A 16,946-nucleotide genomic window follows, 5' to 3' on the forward strand; every position below is an offset into this window, starting at 1 on the left:
AATTTATGGCCGAATCATTTGAACGTCAGCAAGCTTATATTATCGAATCACAACGCTTATTATTGGAAAGAGCCAATGTTGAACTGTCTAATCCAGGAAAAATTGTTAAGCGTTATTTATATCCTGTTGTTACCAAAGAACATATCCCCTTGACCTGGCGTTATGATTTTAATCCATTGACAAACCCGCTTTTTCTAGAGCGAATCACCTTCAATTCAACAATGAATGCGGGGGCACTATACTGGCAAGGAAAGTATCTGTTGTTTGTTCGCGTTGAAGGGGCAGATCGGAAATCATTTTTTGCGATAGCAGAAAGTGAAAATGGGGTGGATAATTTCCGTTTTTGGGATCAGCCATTGGTTCTTCCGGATTTGGATCAAGAGGAAACAAATGTATATGATATCCGGCTGACTGCTCATGAAGACGGTTGGGTGTATGGTATTTTTTGCAGTGAAAAACGCGATGCAGCAGCTGCTCCTGGGGATCTCTCTAGTGCCGTTGCTTCTGCAGGGATCATTCGATCCAAAGATTTGAAGCACTGGGAGCGTTTACCCAATTTGAAAGCGAGTAGTCAACAACGAAATGTCGTATTGCACCCCGAATTTGTACAGGGGAAATATGCCCTCTATACACGACCACAAGATGATTTTATCCTAGCAAAACGTGGTGGCGGAATTGGATGGTCATTGATTGATGATATTAAAAATGCCGTTGTTGTTGAAGAACAAATTATCAACAAACGTTTTTATCATACCATTAAAGAGCTGAAAAATGGTGAGGGACCTGCACCTTTAAAAACGGCGAAAGGTTGGCTGCACCTCGCCCATGGCGTGCGTGGCACGGCTGCAGGCTTACGCTATGTACTCTATATTTATCTGACCAGTCTGGATGATCCAAGCCAATTGATCGCAGAGCCTGCGGGTTATCTGATGGCTCCGGAGGGAGAAGAACGGATCGGTGATGTTTCCAATGTGTTGTTTTCTAACGGTTGGATCATGAATGCCAATGGTATGGTTTATATCTACTACGCATCGAGTGATACACGAATGCATGTTGCGGTATCTTCGGTTGACCGGCTTTTGGATTATTGCCTAAATACAGCCCCTGACGGCCTTCGCTCGGCAACCTCGGTTGACAATGTCCTCCAGCTTATTGGTCGCAATGCGCTATATACCATGGAATCTGAAATTTGTTCCCGAAACGATGTGAAACGAGCCCGATAATAGGATGTGAAATTGAAAGCCGACCTTCTATTTTAGATCGCATAGCCCGGCTTGTCGTTAGTTATATAAAGCTTATTGTTAGTTATAAAATCGATATTTAGGAGTATACAAATGAAAAATCTGATCAAGTTTTATGGGGTGATTGCTTTACTCTTGCTGTGTTTGACAGTGAAATCTCAGGCCGATCAACCGCTAAAGATAATTTCTTAGAATATCTGGAATGGATTTGAACATACGAAAGCAAAAACGGATAAATTTGTCCATTGGATGGAACAGCAGCAACCCGATATTGTTGCTTTGGAAGAACTGGTTGATTTTAAACAGGCCGATCTTAAACAGCTGGCCGAATCCTACGGACATCATTACAGCGTCTTACTCAAGGAGAAGGGCTATCCGGTAGGGATTACATCCCGGTATCCGATTACCTTGATCAAAGCTCAGGTAGATGGGGTTTGGCATGGTATGCTGCATGTTAGAATTAAAGATATCGACTTCATTGTCACGCATCTCAGTCCTTTTTCCTGGAAGTATCGATTAAAAGAAGCACAGCAGATTGTGGATTATATCAAAAGTAATTCCTTGAATAACTGTATGATCCTGGGGGATCTCAACGCTTATTCCCCATTGGATGCAATTTGGCTGGAACACAAAGCACCACTGAGAAAGAATTTGTCGAATTGGGATCAAGCGCATCCAGAATATGGCAATATGCGTGGCCAGTATTTTGACTATAGTGTGCTGTCGACTTTTATTGCTGTAGGTTTTGATGATTGTATTGGACGTATGGTATTTCCAGAAAATAAGCGTGTCAGTTTCCCAACAGCCACACTTTATGGTTGGAATTGGGGCGATAGCCGGTTAGCTGAAGTGTCGGAAAGACTTGATTATATCTTATTGTCGGAGCGATTGTCGCCTTTGGTTCAGCAGGTCGAAGTGCACAATGGTCCTGATCTCGAAGGAATATCAGATCATTACCCAGTTTCGGTCGTGATTGGCCAATTGGAGAAGTAGAAATATAATTGTAGATTGCGGTTGACCACGAGAAGAATATTCATGGAACTTTCCGTAATAGATATAGTGATCATTGTCTGTTATTTGCTGACGATGATTGTCATTGGCCTGATTCTTAAAAAACGAGCTTCTAAGGATCTCGACTCTTATTTCTTGGGAGGGAAGTCACTTCCTTACTATATGCTTGGTATTTCTGATGCATCGGGGATGTTCGATATTTCGGGCACGATGTGGATGGTTTATCTCGCCTTTGTCTACGGCCTCAAGAGCATGTGGATTCCTTGGTTATGGCCTGTCTTTAATCAGATTTTCCTGATGGTTTACCTTTCGGTATGGCTGCGGCGTTCAAATGTGTTGACGGGAGCTGAATGGATCCGAACCCGTTTTGGGCATGGTAAGGGTGCAGACGGAGCTTACACCATCGTCATTTTATACGCTATTGTAGCGGTATTGGGTTTTCTATGTTATGGATTTATTGGAATCGGTAAATTTATGGAGGTATTCTTCCCCTGGGAACAGCTTTCGCGGTTCATTCCGTTAACTATTGACCCGATGTATGTTCCCCAGGTATATGGCATATTTTTTACCGCTATTACGACATTTTATGTCATGCTTGGCGGCATGCATAGTATCGTTTGGGCAGATATGGTGAAGTTCGGAATCATGATTGTATCTGGCATTGCAATCGCAGTGATTGCAATGCAGCAGGTAAGTCCTGACTTGTTGGCCGCCAATACACCCGCGGGATGGGACTCTCCCTTCTTTGGCTGGCATTTGGACATGGACTGGAGTAAGGTACTTCCTTCTATTATGGATAGAATAGCCGATGATCAATATAACCTGTTTACCATATTTGTGATGATGATGCTTTTCAAAGGTATTTTCATGAGTATGGCCGGGCCCGCGGCCAACTATGATATGCAAAAGATTCTTGCTTGCAGGTCACCAAAGGAGGCCGCATTAATGAGCGGTTCGGTATCTGTTATCTTGCTGATCCCACGTTATCTGATGATCATGGGCTTTACGGTGTTAGCGCTTGTGTTCTTTCGGGACGAATTTACGGCGATGGGAAGCCATATGGATTTCGAGATCATTTTACCCAAAGCAATTAGTCGTTTTGGGAAGGTTGGATTGACAGGTTTATTATTAGCAGGGCTTCTGGCGGCGTTTATGTCTTCTTTTGCTTCAACGATAAATGCGGCGCAAGCGTATTTGGTCAATGATGTCTTGCTGAAATTTTTTTATCGTTCGGCTTCGCCTAAAAAACAGATTCGTTTGAGTTATATTGTTTCTGTGTCTGTGGTTGTATGTAGCACGATCATCGGATTATATGTCCAAAACATCAATTCGGTACTACAGTGGATCGTTTCGGCACTCTACGGTGGATATATTGCCGCGAATGTGCTTAAGTGGCATTGGTGGCGATTTAATGGGACCGGATTTTTTTGGGGAATGTTGACAGGTATATTCGGCGCGATTATTCTGCCTCAGTTTTTCCCACATACTTTGCCGCTTTATTATTTCCCCTTTTTGTTTGTCCTATCTTTACTGGGCTGCTTGTTTGGAACATGGTTATCTAAGCCAACTGAGGAATCGGTGTTGGTTGATTTTTATGTTCGTGTTCGCCCCTGGGGATTTTGGGGACCAATTCACCAAAAAGCGTTGGAGAAATACCCCGATCTTAAAGCGAACAATCACTTTAAGCGCGATCTATTTAATGTTGGGGTGGGGATTATATGGCAATGCTGTTTGACCTTAATTCCGATGTATATTGTCATTCAACAGGGACAGGGCCTACTGACCAGCATACTGATATTGGGTATTACCACGCTGATTCTCAAAAAGAACTGGTATGATAAGATGTGTCAGGATGAAGTGGAATATACTGCTTTTATGACGAAATATGGGATGAATAAAGCGGATTGATAAGCAAATAAGTCTTTAAAATAGAGCTGAAATTTAAAATAGAGCTGAAAGAGAATAAGAATCATGTAATCGGAAGGCCTATTGTTTGATTAAAAAATCGTTCGATCGTACCATACCGATTACATGAATAATGAGTTTATTTGCTTGCTTTTACCGTAAATGGAACAACATACTGTCCCCATTCCAAGGAGACAGTGCCTTGCGGAGTAGCGTTGATCTTAAATTGTTCCTGTGAGGTACTTGCAGTTGCGTTGCTTACGGAGACGCGGAGCGCATCTTCGTTGGCATCATATTTTGTTCCCCACTGATTCCACACTTTATTGAACATAATCGTTGTTTCGTGTTCTCCAGGGATACTGTAAAGACCATATTTTCCAGCGGCTAATTTCTTGCCTTCAACCAATACATCTTTATTAAATTCGATGGTGGTTGCTTCATTCGCTCCAGTGCGCCATACAATGCCAATAGGAGCGATATCAACACCAAGCTGACGGCCTTTCAATGAAGGGCGGCTATAATTAATGTCAATCGTGACACCGTCGGTGGTGGTTACCTTGGTGTTGTCTGGAGGACTTGGGCGTTTACTTTTGTCGGTCTGAGCAAAGGTAAGTTGACCTATTAAGGTCAGGATTGTTAAAATTAGTACTCTCATTTTGCGTATATTATTGATTAAACAATTAAATATAAGATTTTTAAATTATGGAATTGTTAGTTTTTTTTGAAGACTTTGGATGAGGTATTTTGGTTATATAAACGAGAAAAGCCAGGATATGAATCACTGGCTTTTTTCATTTATACCTATTATTTAAACAAGATATTCAAATAGTGTCTGGTCTTTGTTGATTTCAATGACATCAAACTTATATTCTTTCATGCGTTCAATCAATGTTTCGTAATCCTCAGGCTTGTTGAGCTCAATGCCGACTAGCGCTGGACCTCTTTCGCGTTCTGTTTTTTTGATAAACTCAAAACGGGTAATATCATCCTTAGGTCCCAATACTTCAGAAACGAAGAGTTTTAATGCACCCGGGCGTTGTGGGAAACGAACGATAAAATAATGTTTATATCCTTCGTAAAGCAGAGACAATTCTTTGATTTCACTCATGCGGTCGATATCGTTGTTTCCACCGGATATGATACAGACGACTTTCTTGCCTTTAATTTCATCTTTGTGAAATTCAAGAGCAGCTACCGATAAAGCACCCGCGGGCTCAACGACAATTGCATCCTTATTATACAGCTCTAGGATGCAGGTACAGATCTTTCCTTCAGGAATAGAGCGTGTATCATCCAACAATTGTTTGGCAATTTCAAATGTCGTTGCACCGATTTTTTTAACGGCGGCTCCATCAACAAATTTGTTGATATGCTCGAGCTCGATCGGTGCGCCATGTGTCAAAGCCGCTTGCATAGAAGGAGCTCCTTCGGGTTCAACACCATAACATTTGATTGCTTTGTTTTTACTCTTCAGGTAATAGCTTGCTCCCGCGGCAAGTCCACCGCCACCAATTGGGATAAATATGGCATCCATATCGGGAAGATCTTGTAAAGCTTCAACGGCCACAGTACCCTGTCCTTCCACAACTTTGAGATCATCAAATGGCGGGATGAAAGTCATGCCATGCTCTTCTGTGTAAGCCAACGCCGCTTTTTGACAGTCATCAAAAGTGTCTCCGGTCAAGATAATCTCTACATTACCGTTACCCCACATTTCCGTTTGTGAGATCTTTTGGCGTGGTGTCGGACCCGGCATAAATATCACACCTTTGATGTCGAGTTTATTGCAGGAGAAAGCAACGCCTTGGGCGTGGTTACCTGCACTCGCACATACAACGCCGCGTTGTCGCTCTTCCGCTGTTAAGGAGATAATTTTATTGTAGGCACCGCGTAATTTATAGGAACGTACGACTTGTAAATCTTCCCGTTTGAGATAGACTTCGGCACCGTATTTTTCGGACAGATGCCGATTATATTGAAGCGGTGTTCTGTTGACCACAGACTTGATGCGGTCAAGTGTAGCTTCTGAATTGATGTTTAAGGTTGATAGATTCATTGTTAGATGATTGCCTAGTTAAGGTAGCAAATAAAACGCAGATATTCGCTGTTATATGAGAGATTCTACCTATACAGTGTTTAAATTTAGTTGATTTTGAATGGAAGACCGTCTGAACACATGCTAAAATAATAATCAGCTAGGCGTCATATGGATCCTTTTAAAAAATGTACTTATGATAAAAAAAGGCTGCATCTGCAGCCTTCCTTTGTTTTATATTTTTTCCTGGATGAGGCTTTTTAGGTCATCATCACAAATATTTTTCTTTTCGTCGGCTAAAACCAAGAAACGTTGATAGCAATCTGCTAAATCATCTTTTTCAAGATGGAAGCCTAAACGCTCCAAATGGTGTTTAAGGGCATGTCTTCCTGAACGTGCAGTTAAAATAATATCAGCTTCAATCAAACCAACATCTTCTGGTCTGATGATCTCATAGTTTTCGCGGTGTTTTAGGAAACCATCTTGGTGAATACCCGAGCTATGCGCGAAGGCATTACGGCCAACGATCGCTTTATTCGGTTGGACAGGCATGTTCATCATTTCACTTACCTTGCGCGATAAGTACGTAAACATGCGGCTATCGATGTTGGATGTTAAGCTTCCAAACGACTGGTTGTGCACTTTAAGGATCATGGCTACTTCTTCAAGCGACGTGTTTCCGGCACGTTCACCGATGCCGTTGATCGTACATTCTACCTGGCGGGCTCCATTTTGAATGGCAGCGATAGAATTTGCTGTTGCAAGTCCTAGGTCATTGTGACAATGTGCGGAAATAATTGCCTGATCGATATTGCGTACATTCTCCTTTAGGTAGTTGATTTTTGAACCATATTGGTCAGGTAAACAATAACCGTTTGTATCAGGGATGTTGACCACCGTAGCACCAGCCGCAATCACCGACTCAACCATTTTAGCTAGAAATTCCAAGTCTGCGCGACCAGCATCTTCTGCATAAAACTCGACATCTTCCACATAGGATTTGGCATGTTTTACAGCCGCAACAGCACGTTCTAAAATTTCTTCTCTTGTGCTGTTGAATTTATATTTGATATGCATGTCCGAAGAACCAATACCGGTATGGATACGTGGGCGTTTGGCATATTTTAATGCCTCGGCAGCTACGTCAATATCGTTTTGATTGGCACGGGTTAATGCACATATAATAACATCGTTCACCGCTTTAGATAATTCTACCACCGACTGAAAATCACCAGGGCTAGACACTGGGAAACCGGCTTCGATAATATCTACCCCTAGTTTTTCCAAGTCTTTAGCAATCTCAATTTTCTCTGGAGTAGTTAATTGGCAGCCTGGTACCTGTTCGCCATCACGTAAGGTGGTGTCGAAAATGTAAAGATGATTAGGATCGTGTAACATAATTTCTTAATTCAAAAGATTTACAAATTAAAAAGGGTATACTATTTAATAAACTCCAATACTTTTTCACCCATTTCCTGAGTACCTAAGATTTTTGAAGATTCAGTGCTGCTGTTGGCAATATCACCGGTTCTCCAACCAGCTTTTAATGTTTCAGCAACAGCATTGGTAACAGCTTTAGCTTCGTCCTGTAGACCAAAGCTAATATCAAGCATCAAGGCTGCAGATAAAATTGAAGCAAGTGGATTTGCTTTATTTTGACCAGCGATATCGTGTGCTGAGCCGTGGATAGGTTCGAAGAAGCCTGTGCCATCACCTACGGAAGCAGAAGCCAACATACCCATTGAGCCTGCGATCTGTGATGCTTCGTCTGTCAAGATGTCACCAAAAAGATTGGCTGTCAATACCACATCGAATTTCTTCGGATTTTTAACCAATTGCATGGCTGCATTATCGATAAACATGTGCTCGGTTTCAACATCCGGATATTCTTTTGCGATTTCCTGTACCACTTCTCTCCACAGGCGGGATGTTTCCAATACGTTGGCTTTATCAACAGAGCATAATCTTTTGCTACGTGTGCGTGCTGCATCATAAGCTTTACGTGCGATACGTTCAACCTCGTAACGGTGGTAGTTCATCAAATCTGACGCAAAGGTGTTGTCCTCATTGCGGTTTTTTTCACCAAAATACACATCACCTGTCAATTCACGGAAGAAAAGGATATCTGTACCTTGAAGAATTTCAGGCTTTAAACTCGAAGCATCCAATAACTCGTCGAATAAAAGGATTGGACGAAGATTTGCATAAAGACCTAGTTCTTTACGGATTTTCAACAAGCCTTGTTCAGGTCTTACTTTAGCAGAAGGATCATTATCATACTTGATATGGCCAATGGCGCCAAAAAGGATCGCATCAGAAGCTTTTGCTTTCGCTAATGTTTCATCAGGAAGAGGGTTGCCCGTAGCTTCAATTGCAGTATGGCCCATGATAGCTTCATCAAAGCTGAATTCATGACCATAATTTTCACCGATTTTTTCTAAAACTTTTTTACCCCAAGTTGTTACTTCTTGGCCGATGCCATCTCCAGGTATGATTAAAATATTTTTCTTCATTGTATTTTTAGTATTGAGCTATCAGCGATATGTATATTGAAACTTTGGAAGATAGGCCTAAGCCCTATTGTATTGTCTTTATTTTTGACTTTTGATTTCCAGTGTTTTGTCGATAGCTTGATTCTTTTTTTATTTTTTTGTTCTTGTTTTCGAATTAATTGAAGTTATCCACATTTTTTATGTGGATAAAGCTTCTTTTTTGTGGATAACTTCGGATACAGCCTTTACTTCTCCTTTTTCCAACACGATTTTGTTGTCAATGCAGGTTGGTAGTTGTGTCTGGAAGTGCCCTACATAAATGAGCGTCTGGCCACTTTTACTGAGGTCATCAATGACATCGTTGAAATACTGGGTCTGTTCTTTATCTAAGCCCTGACAAGGTTCGTCCAAAATCAGCAATTCTGGATGCTTCACGATCGTGCGAGCCAATAGGACCAAACGTTGTTGGCCTAATGGTAACGACCCCAAGGTTTTGTGTTTAACCTCTTTAAGGTCAAAAAAATGGAGAATTTGCTCGAGCTTTTGCTGTTGTTCAAATCCTAATCGCTGGTATAGGCTCATGGAATCAAAAAATCCAGAAGCAATAGTCTGCCCAACGTTGGCATTCATATCATAGTACCAATGCAATTCTGGCGATATAATACCCAAATGTTCTTTGATATCCCAAATGCTTTCTCCAGATCCTCTTTTTTTGCCAAAAAGATGGATGTCGTTGGCATAGGCCTGTGGATGATCGCCGTTGATTAAACTGAGCAACGTGGATTTTCCTGAACCATTATGTCCTTGTAACAACCATTTTTCGCCGGCTTTTACTTCCCAGTCAATATTCTTTAAGACTTGTTTTTCGCCATAGGAGATATTGATCTTGTTCATTTTTACCATGATCGGAGAAGTTACTTCAGGGGCTCGTTGCAGAAAATAGGGGAGTGCCTTTCTTGTGCGGGGCAATCCTCTGGATAACGCATTGCTATTTTGGCGAATAACAATCTTACCATGCTGGATCTCCGCAAAACGATTGATACATTCCGGTTGTTCGTCATCATTACTTATCAACAACAAGGTAACTCCTTTATCCGCAAGCTGATCGAAAATCTGATTGAGATCTTCCCGAGACTGTGCATCTAGTCCTGTATAAGGCTGGTCGATAATGAGCACCTGAGGTTGAAGCCATAAGGCCTTGACCAATTGCAGTCTTTTGTGTTCGCCACTCGAAAGTTCAATCAACTGCTGATCTTTGAAATTTTCGAATCCAAAAATGTTCAGGTAAGAACGTACGTTTTCAAAAGAAAGCTGTTCTTCTTGCGCAAAATGTTTCAACTCAGCAAAAACTGTTAATGTATCGTTTTTTGCAAATTTGTTATAGCGCTGTTGGTAATAGAAATTGCGATCGCCTTCCAGATTGGTAAATTGAAACCAATTGGAAACGTAGTGAATTTTTGCTGGCAGTGGGCTCGTTGGATCAAGGTGGAATGTGATCTCGCCTTCATACTTCAATTGCCCGGCAATCGCTTTTGCAAGTGTGGTTTTTCCTGTACCGCTCGGACCGCCTAAGATCCATTGCTCGCCAGGAAAAATTTGCCAATTTAAGTCGTGCAGTACGGTATCTTTACCGTACTGAATGGTTAAATTGGCAATATGGACGACAGGATCTACCATTGTCTGTTTGCTTCAAATGCTTCGATTGAATCTTTCTGGTTAAGGATAAAATCAATGTCATCATATCCATTGATCAAACATGATTTTTTGTATGGATTGATTTCAAACTCAAATTGATCACCTGTCTCTGTCAACATGACTGTTTGTTTTTCAAGATCAACGATAATCGCTGTTGTCGGATTTTGGTGCACCAATTCGAAAATTTTTGCCAAAAACTCTTCGGGTACCTGAATCGGTAATACACCATTGTTAAGGGCATTTCCTTTGAATATATCGGCAAAGAATGAGCTGATGACCACATCAAAACCATAGTCTTGAATAGCCCATGCGGCATGTTCGCGGCTTGAACCACAACCAAAATTCTTACCGGCAACCAATATTTTCCCTGTATAGGTCGGGTTGTTCAATACAAAGTCAGTTTTAGGCTGATTGTCTGTATCAAAACGCCAGTCGCGGAATAAATTATCACCAAAACCTTCACGCGTGGTTGCTTTTAGAAAGCGTGCGGGAATAATTTGATCGGTATCAATATTTTCGATAGGTAGAGGGACTACCTGTGACGTTAAAGTTTCAAATTTTTTCATTTTTTTCTGCTTAGATCAACTCTCTTACATCTGTTACTTTACCTGTTACTGCCGCAGCTGCTGCTGTCAAAGGAGATACCAGCATGGTGCGGGCATTCGGTCCCTGACGCCCTTCGAAATTTCTATTTGAAGTCGAAACACAATATTTACCAGCAGGGATTTTATCTTCGTTCATACCTAAACATGCCGAGCATCCTGGTTCACGTAACTGGAATCCTGCCGCTTCAAATATTTTATCCAAGCCTTCTTCTTTAGCTTGTTTTTCTACTTGTTTTGAGCCCGGTACAATCCATACTTCAACGTCTTGTGCTTTTTGCTTGCCTTTAACGAATGAAGCTACTTCACGTAAATCTTCAATACGGGAATTGGTACAACTTCCGATGAACACATAATCAACACGGTTGCCTAAGACTGTTGAGTCATCTTTGAAGCCCATGTAATCCAATGCTTTTTGGTACGATGGTCTTTCTGATTCCGCTTGTGCGCTAGTTGCTGGAATATGCTCCGCAATACCCATACCCATGCCTGGATTGGTACCATAAGTAATCATTGGCGCAATGTCTGCAGCATCAAAAGTCAACACTTTATCAAAGATGGCATCTTCGTCAGAATACAATGTTTTCCAGTACGCTAGGGCTTTATCCCATTCTTCACCTTTCGGTGCGAATTCACGACCTTCTACATAGTCGAAAGTGATCTGATCCGGAGCAATTAAGCCTCCACGTGCACCCATTTCGATACTCATGTTACAAATGGTCATACGTGCTTCCATGCTTAATGAACGGATTGCTGATCCAGCATATTCAATAAAGTAACCTGTACCGCCCGCAGCAGAGATTTTGGAGATGATATATAGGATGATATCTTTTGCCCCAACTCCTTTTTGAAGGGTACCGTTGACTTCAATTTTCATTGTTTTTGGCTTCGACTGCAATAAACATTGCGTTGCGAAGACCTGTTCAACTTGAGAGGTTCCAATACCAAAAGCAATAGCTCCAAAAGCACCATGTGTTGAGGTATGACTATCGCCACAGACCATCGTTTTACCTGGTAGGGTAATACCCAGCTCCGGACCAATAACGTGTACAATCCCTTGGTATGGATGCCCCAAACCATATAATTCAATACCAAATTCAGCGCAATTTTTGGTGAGCATATCAACTTGATAACGGGATAGCTCTTCTTTGATCGGTAAATGTTGATTGAGTGTCGGTACGTTGTGGTCGGCAGTAGCTACCGTTTGCTTTGGACGAAAAACTGGGATTCCTCTTTTACGCAAGCCATCGAAAGCTTGAGGTGAAGTAACTTCATGAATCAAGTGGGTGTCGATATATATAATATCCGGAAACCCTTCTTCACGCTTGACGACGTGAGCATCCCAAATCTTTTCTACTAATGTTTTTGACATTTTTTAATCTCTCTTATGTTATTTTTATATGAATCAAGGTGATATTGTAAATGTCTCAATATCACCTTGATTTCAATATACTAAATTACGAAATATTCATGATTTTTGGAGCATGTATAATTTCGTATGGACTTTTAAACAGTTTTGATCGCTTTCATTGCAGTCATCGCTTTACGCAATTTGCGACCAACGATTTCTACAGGGTGATCGCGTAGAATTTCATTGATGACAACCAATTGTGCGTTATCAACTGCAGCATCTTTGTTGTCGTTAAAGTTTTTACCGACTAAATCCGTATCAACAGTTTTCATGAAGTCTGCCAACAAAGGTTTACAAGCTTGGTCGAATAGGTAACAACCGTATTCTGCTGTATCAGAGATAACACGGTTCATTTCGAACAACTTCTTACGAGCGATTGTGTTAGCGATCAATGGTGTTTCGTGCAATGATTCGTAGTATGCTGATTCTGGTTTGATACCTGCTTCAACCATTGTTTCGAATGCCAATTCAACACCTGCACGGATGAAAGCAACCATTAGCGTATAGTTGTCGAAGTATTCTTGTTCGTTGATTTTAACATCACCAGCAGGTGTTTTTTCGAATGCAGTTTCACCTGTTTCAGCTCTCCATTTTAATAAATTTGCATCACCATTTGCCCAATCTTCCATCATGGTCTTGCTAAAGTGACCTGACATGATATCATCTTGGTGTTTTTGAAATAAAGGACGCATGATATCCTTCAATTCTTCTGAAATCTCAAATGCTTTTACTTTTGCAGGATTGCTCAAACGGTCCATCATTCCGCTCACACCACCATGTTTCAAGGCTTCCGTAATCACTTCTACACCGTATTGGACCAATTTCGATGCGTAACCAGCTTCGATACCTTTCTCGATCATTTTGTCGAAAGACAAGATCGATCCTGTTTGCAACAATCCACAAAGAATCGTTTGCTCACCCATCAAATCTGATTTTACCTCAGCTACGAATGAAGACTTCAATACACCAGCTTTGTGTCCACCTGTTCCTACACAGTACGCTTTTGCTTCAGCCCAGCCTTTTCCTTGTGGATCATTTTCCGGGTGAACAGCGATTAAAGTAGGAACACCAAAACCACGAAGGTACTCTGCACGAACCTCAGAACCTGGACATTTTGGAGCAACCATGATGACAGTAATATCTTTACGGATCTGCATACCTTCTTCAACGATGTTGAAACCGTGTGAATACGATAACGTAGCGCCTTCTTTCATCAAGGGCATTACAGCGTTGATTACTGAAGTATGTTGTTTATCTGGAGTCAAGTTGATAACTAAATCCGCAGATGGGATTAATTCTTCGTAAGTGCCTACGTTAAAGTTGTTGTCCGTAGCGTTTTTCCAAGAATCTCTTTTTTGTTCAATAGCTTCTTTACGCAAAGCGTAAGAAACGTCCAGTCCGCTATCTCTTAAGTTTAAACCTTGGTTCAAGCCTTGCGCACCACATCCTACGATTACGATTTTTTTACCTTTTAAAGCGTTTACACCATCCGTGAATTCGGTGTTGTCCATGAATTCAGCGTGACTTAATTGTTCTAACTGCTCTCTAAGCGGTAAGGTGTTGAAATAATTTGCCATTGTTTTACTTTCTTTCTGTTATGGGTTGTTGATTATTTATTTTAATTATTGTACTAATCTGCGTTGAGCCATTGCGTAACCGAAATGAACGTTATCGTGTCCTGATGTCAGGGCTATAACTTCTTCAATGGTATCCATTGGATAGCCATAGGTTGCTGTTGAAAAGGAGGTGATTTCTCCGAAAACACCGTTTTCATAGTCAGCAGCAATTTGCTCAATACTGCGGATTGCGATTTCTTTCAATTCATCAACCTCTGCTTGTTCAACAAAGCGGGTTGGCTTGGTGTCTTTTTTATAATCTTCGTTATAGTTCACCCAAGTCGTATCGGCCTTGATTCCTGTACGGACATAAACCAAGGTTTGTGTACTGACGACAATGTGGGCAAAATTCCAGATGATATTGTTGTTAAATCCCGCGGGAATTTTGTTAAGCTGTTCAATGGAAAGACCGTCAATTAATTCAATGAATTTTTGACGTGACTTTAAGATAAATTTAAATGTCTCTTGCATAATACTATTAAAGCTTACATCGTAAATACGTCATCTCTTTTGTCGAGATACTCGTTTTCTACAATTTCTATCGATGGTTCCTTGGCTTCAAACTGAACCAATTTGGAATGGAAACCTGCACTATCTTTAATGATGGCGATACGTGCGCCACGGACAAATTCGATCAAACCATATTTGGTCAATTCTTCTGTTAACTTATCGATCTCTTCGCGGTGACCTGCAGTTTCAAAGACGATGTAGTCGTTGCGGATCACAACAACATTGGCACCATATTGACGTAATAAACGTTCTACATATACTTTTTCATTGACCACATCCGCAGGTACTTTATACAGCGCTTGTTCTTGCCAGATCACTTCATCATTGGTGTTATAATAGGCCTTGAGGATATCAATCTGTTTTTCCAGTTGACGACAAAGCTTACGCAGAACATCTTCAGCCTCCGTGATTACGATGGTAAAACGATGTATTCCTTCTACTTCAGAAGGGGAAGTATTCAAGCTTTCAATATTGATTTTTCTTCTTGAAAAAATTGTTGAGATCCGACCGATAAGACCGATTGAATTCTCTGTATATAGGGTGATGGTATATTCTTGTTTTTCCATGTTAAATTCTACTTTAAACGTATCTCAGATACCGATGTTCCTTGTGCAACCATTGGAAATACATTGTTTTCCTTACCTACCATCACTTCCAATAAATATGCTCCGTCGTGATCAATCATGGTTTTCAGGGCATTACGTAGGTCTTTACGTTCCGAAATCTTCTGACCGTCGATGTAATAGCCTTTCGCTACAGCAACAAAGTCAGGACTCGTGATATTCACGAATGAATAACGTCTGTCGTGGAATAATTGCTGCCACTGACGTACCATGCCCAAGAATTCATTATTGAGGATCATGATTTTGACTTTTGCGCCAAATTGCATAATCGTTCCGAGCTCCTGGATCGTCATTTGTATACCACCATCACCGATGATTGCTACGACAGTTTTCTCTGGCGCGCCGTACCAGGCACCGATTGCTGCCGGAAGACCAAAGCCCATCGTTCCTAAGCCTCCTGAGGTTACATTCGATTTGCTGTTGTTGAATTTAGCATAGCGACAAGTTACCATTTGGTGTTGACCGACGTCCGTTGTAATGATCGCATCACCGCCTGTCAATTCATTCAACACATTGATGACCTCACCCATGGTCATAATATCTGTTTGTGGGTGAAGTTCATTTTGGATGACTTCTTTGATTTCTTCTTTTTCAAGTTCACGGAATTGTGCAAGCCAGGCGGAATGATCTGTAGCGTTTACCAATTCCGTCAGCATTGGAAGTGACTCTTTACAGTCGCCCCATACAGGTACGGTTGTCTGTACGTTTTTGTCAATCTCTGCCGGGTCTATATCCAAATGGATTACTTTTGCCTGTTTGGCATATTTGTCTAAACGACCTGTTACACGGTCATCGAAACGCATACCAATGGCTATTAAAACATCACATTCATTGGTCATGACATTTGGCGCATAGTTACCATGCATACCCAACATCCCTACGTGAAGTTTATGATCCGTTGGAAGTGCACTTAAGCCCATAACAGTCGATGCCGACGGTATGCCAGTTTTCTCAATAAAAGCTTTGAATTCTTCCTCTGCTTTTCCAAGAATGATGCCTTGTCCAAAAAGAACAAATGGTTTTTTTGCATTGTTGATTAACTCGGCTGCCTGCTCAACATATTCTTTACGGACTTGTGGTGCAGGTCTATAGCTACGTACGTGGTTGCATTTTTCGTAACCGAAGTAATCGAACAATTGTAGCTGTGCATTTTTAGTGATATCGATCAATACCGGTCCTGGACGACCTGTGCTGGCAATATAAAATGCTTTTGCGAGTGCAGCTGGAATTTCAGTTGCGTCGGTGACTTGGTAGTTCCATTTGGTGACTGGTGCCGTGATATTGATGACATCTGTTTCCTGAAAAGCATCTGTTCCCAAGAGTGAAGCAAAGACCTGACCTGTGACACAGACGATAGGGTTACTATCGATCATGGCATCAGCCAGTCCAGTAACTAGGTTTGTTGCTCCAGGACCACTTGTCGCAAAGACGACGCCTGTACGACCTGAAGTTCTTGCATAACCTTGCGCCGCGTGGATTCCACCTTGTTCATGGCGCACTAAAATATGCTTCAGACGATCCGTATAATCATAAAGGGCATCATAGATCGGCATAATTGCGCCTCCAGGATAACCAAATACGGTATCAACTCCTTCGCTCAATAAGGCCTCCAATACAGCTTTCGATCCCGAAATTTGTGTCGGAGTTTGCTGCGCTGTAGCGGCCTTATTTTCTGTTATTTCCAGTGTACTCATTACGTTGATTTTTTTTATTGTTGATTATTCAGTCTTTTTAGTATTTAGATATTAGATCTGAGACATTAAGCATCGATTGTTTAGGTCTTTATCTGCTTAATGTCTCTGTTT

At 41.3% G+C, this 16,946-nt stretch carries 14 protein-coding genes; 3 read left to right on the top strand and 11 right to left on the bottom strand.

The genetic code is table 11. The annotated features are described in order from the left end of the window. The first annotated feature begins 5 nt into the window (after positions 1–5). From ACHWSC_RS01745 to ACHWSC_RS01755, 3 genes are all read left to right on the top strand, one after another. Positions 6–1,223 carry a glycosidase gene (locus ACHWSC_RS01745; protein WP_394675586.1) on the top strand — a complete coding sequence of 406 codons (1,218 nt, stop codon included), beginning with the start codon at positions 6–8 and terminating at the stop codon, positions 1,221–1,223. Between the two features lie 213 nt (positions 1,224–1,436). After that, complete coding sequence (locus ACHWSC_RS01750) at positions 1,437–2,234, top strand: endonuclease/exonuclease/phosphatase family protein (RefSeq protein ID WP_394675614.1); 798 nt, start codon at positions 1,437–1,439, stop codon at positions 2,232–2,234. Between the two features lie 42 nt (positions 2,235–2,276). Further along, complete coding sequence (locus ACHWSC_RS01755; RefSeq protein WP_394675587.1) at positions 2,277–4,160, top strand: sodium:solute symporter family protein; 1,884 nt, start codon at positions 2,277–2,279, stop codon at positions 4,158–4,160. 136 nt (positions 4,161–4,296) lie between these two features. Here the strand turns inward: ACHWSC_RS01755 and ACHWSC_RS01760 are convergent, their stop codons facing one another. From ACHWSC_RS01760 to ilvB, 11 genes are all read right to left on the bottom strand, one after another. Next, on the bottom strand, positions 4,297–4,812 hold the full coding sequence (locus tag ACHWSC_RS01760) for a DUF2911 domain-containing protein (RefSeq protein ID WP_394675588.1): 516 nt from the start codon (positions 4,810–4,812) through the stop codon (positions 4,297–4,299). A 153-nt stretch (positions 4,813–4,965) separates the two neighbouring features. Then, on the bottom strand, positions 4,966–6,213 hold the full coding sequence (ilvA, locus tag ACHWSC_RS01765; protein WP_075994373.1) for a threonine ammonia-lyase IlvA: 1,248 nt from the start codon (positions 6,211–6,213) through the stop codon (positions 4,966–4,968). Positions 6,214–6,426: 213 nt separating this feature from the next. Next, on the bottom strand, positions 6,427–7,590 hold the full coding sequence (locus ACHWSC_RS01770; protein ID WP_120335010.1) for a 2-isopropylmalate synthase: 1,164 nt from the start codon (positions 7,588–7,590) through the stop codon (positions 6,427–6,429). Positions 7,591–7,631: 41 nt separating this feature from the next. Further along, positions 7,632–8,705, bottom strand: a complete 1,074-nt coding sequence (gene leuB, locus ACHWSC_RS01775; RefSeq protein WP_394675589.1) for a 3-isopropylmalate dehydrogenase — start codon at positions 8,703–8,705, stop codon at positions 7,632–7,634. Between the two features lie 177 nt (positions 8,706–8,882). Further along, on the bottom strand, positions 8,883–10,361 hold the full coding sequence (locus tag ACHWSC_RS01780) for an ATP-binding cassette domain-containing protein (protein ID WP_394675590.1): 1,479 nt from the start codon (positions 10,359–10,361) through the stop codon (positions 8,883–8,885). After that, positions 10,355–10,945 (bottom strand): 3-isopropylmalate dehydratase small subunit, encoded by a 591-nt coding sequence (leuD, locus tag ACHWSC_RS01785; RefSeq protein ID WP_075994369.1) that lies wholly within the window; start codon positions 10,943–10,945, stop codon positions 10,355–10,357. The genes ACHWSC_RS01780 and leuD overlap by 7 nt, the downstream gene beginning before the upstream one ends. Before the next feature lie 10 nt (positions 10,946–10,955). Then, positions 10,956–12,353 (bottom strand): 3-isopropylmalate dehydratase large subunit, encoded by a 1,398-nt coding sequence (gene leuC, locus ACHWSC_RS01790; RefSeq protein ID WP_075994368.1) that lies wholly within the window; start codon positions 12,351–12,353, stop codon positions 10,956–10,958. Between the two features lie 134 nt (positions 12,354–12,487). After that, positions 12,488–13,969 carry a ketol-acid reductoisomerase gene (ilvC, locus tag ACHWSC_RS01795; RefSeq protein WP_088163107.1) on the bottom strand — a complete coding sequence of 494 codons (1,482 nt, stop codon included), beginning with the start codon at positions 13,967–13,969 and terminating at the stop codon, positions 12,488–12,490. A gap of 45 nt (positions 13,970–14,014) precedes the next feature. Then, the gene (locus ACHWSC_RS01800; RefSeq protein WP_394675591.1) at positions 14,015–14,479 is read right to left on the bottom strand and encodes a DinB family protein; all 465 of its coding nucleotides are present in this window, start codon (positions 14,477–14,479) and stop codon (positions 14,015–14,017) included. A gap of 14 nt (positions 14,480–14,493) precedes the next feature. Beyond that, on the bottom strand, positions 14,494–15,084 hold the full coding sequence (gene ilvN, locus ACHWSC_RS01805) for an acetolactate synthase small subunit (protein WP_070570155.1): 591 nt from the start codon (positions 15,082–15,084) through the stop codon (positions 14,494–14,496). Positions 15,085–15,092: 8 nt separating this feature from the next. Next, positions 15,093–16,835, bottom strand: a complete 1,743-nt coding sequence (gene ilvB / locus ACHWSC_RS01810; RefSeq protein ID WP_394675592.1) for a biosynthetic-type acetolactate synthase large subunit — start codon at positions 16,833–16,835, stop codon at positions 15,093–15,095. Positions 16,836–16,946: the final 111 nt, after the last annotated feature.

The organism is uncultured Sphingobacterium sp. (genome assembly GCF_964277905.1).
Taxonomy (GTDB): Bacteria; Bacteroidota; Bacteroidia; order Sphingobacteriales; family Sphingobacteriaceae; genus Sphingobacterium; species Sphingobacterium siyangense.

Bases quoted from the DNA above. Each gene is read 5' to 3' on its own strand.
- leuD (WP_075994369.1), bottom strand. From the start codon at position 10,945: ATGAAAAAATTTGAAACTTTAACGTCACAGGTAGTCCCTCTACCTATC.
- ACHWSC_RS01800 (WP_394675591.1), bottom strand. From the start codon at position 14,479: ATGCAAGAGACATTTAAATTTATCTTAAAGTCACGTCAAAAATTCATT.
- ACHWSC_RS01755 (WP_394675587.1), top strand. From the start codon at position 2,277: ATGGAACTTTCCGTAATAGATATAGTGATCATTGTCTGTTATTTGCTG.
- ilvN (WP_070570155.1), bottom strand. From the start codon at position 15,084: ATGGAAAAACAAGAATATACCATCACCCTATATACAGAGAATTCAATC.
- ACHWSC_RS01770 (WP_120335010.1), bottom strand. From the start codon at position 7,590: ATGTTACACGATCCTAATCATCTTTACATTTTCGACACCACCTTACGT.
- ilvC (WP_088163107.1), bottom strand. From the start codon at position 13,969: ATGGCAAATTATTTCAACACCTTACCGCTTAGAGAGCAGTTAGAACAA.
- ACHWSC_RS01780 (WP_394675590.1), bottom strand. From the start codon at position 10,361: ATGGTAGATCCTGTCGTCCATATTGCCAATTTAACCATTCAGTACGGT.
- ACHWSC_RS01745 (WP_394675586.1), top strand. From the start codon at position 6: ATGGCCGAATCATTTGAACGTCAGCAAGCTTATATTATCGAATCACAA.
- ilvB (WP_394675592.1), bottom strand. From the start codon at position 16,835: ATGAGTACACTGGAAATAACAGAAAATAAGGCCGCTACAGCGCAGCAA.
- ilvA (WP_075994373.1), bottom strand. From the start codon at position 6,213: ATGAATCTATCAACCTTAAACATCAATTCAGAAGCTACACTTGACCGC.
- leuB (WP_394675589.1), bottom strand. From the start codon at position 8,705: ATGAAGAAAAATATTTTAATCATACCTGGAGATGGCATCGGCCAAGAA.
- leuC (WP_075994368.1), bottom strand. From the start codon at position 12,353: ATGTCAAAAACATTAGTAGAAAAGATTTGGGATGCTCACGTCGTCAAG.
- ACHWSC_RS01760 (WP_394675588.1), bottom strand. From the start codon at position 4,812: ATGAGAGTACTAATTTTAACAATCCTGACCTTAATAGGTCAACTTACC.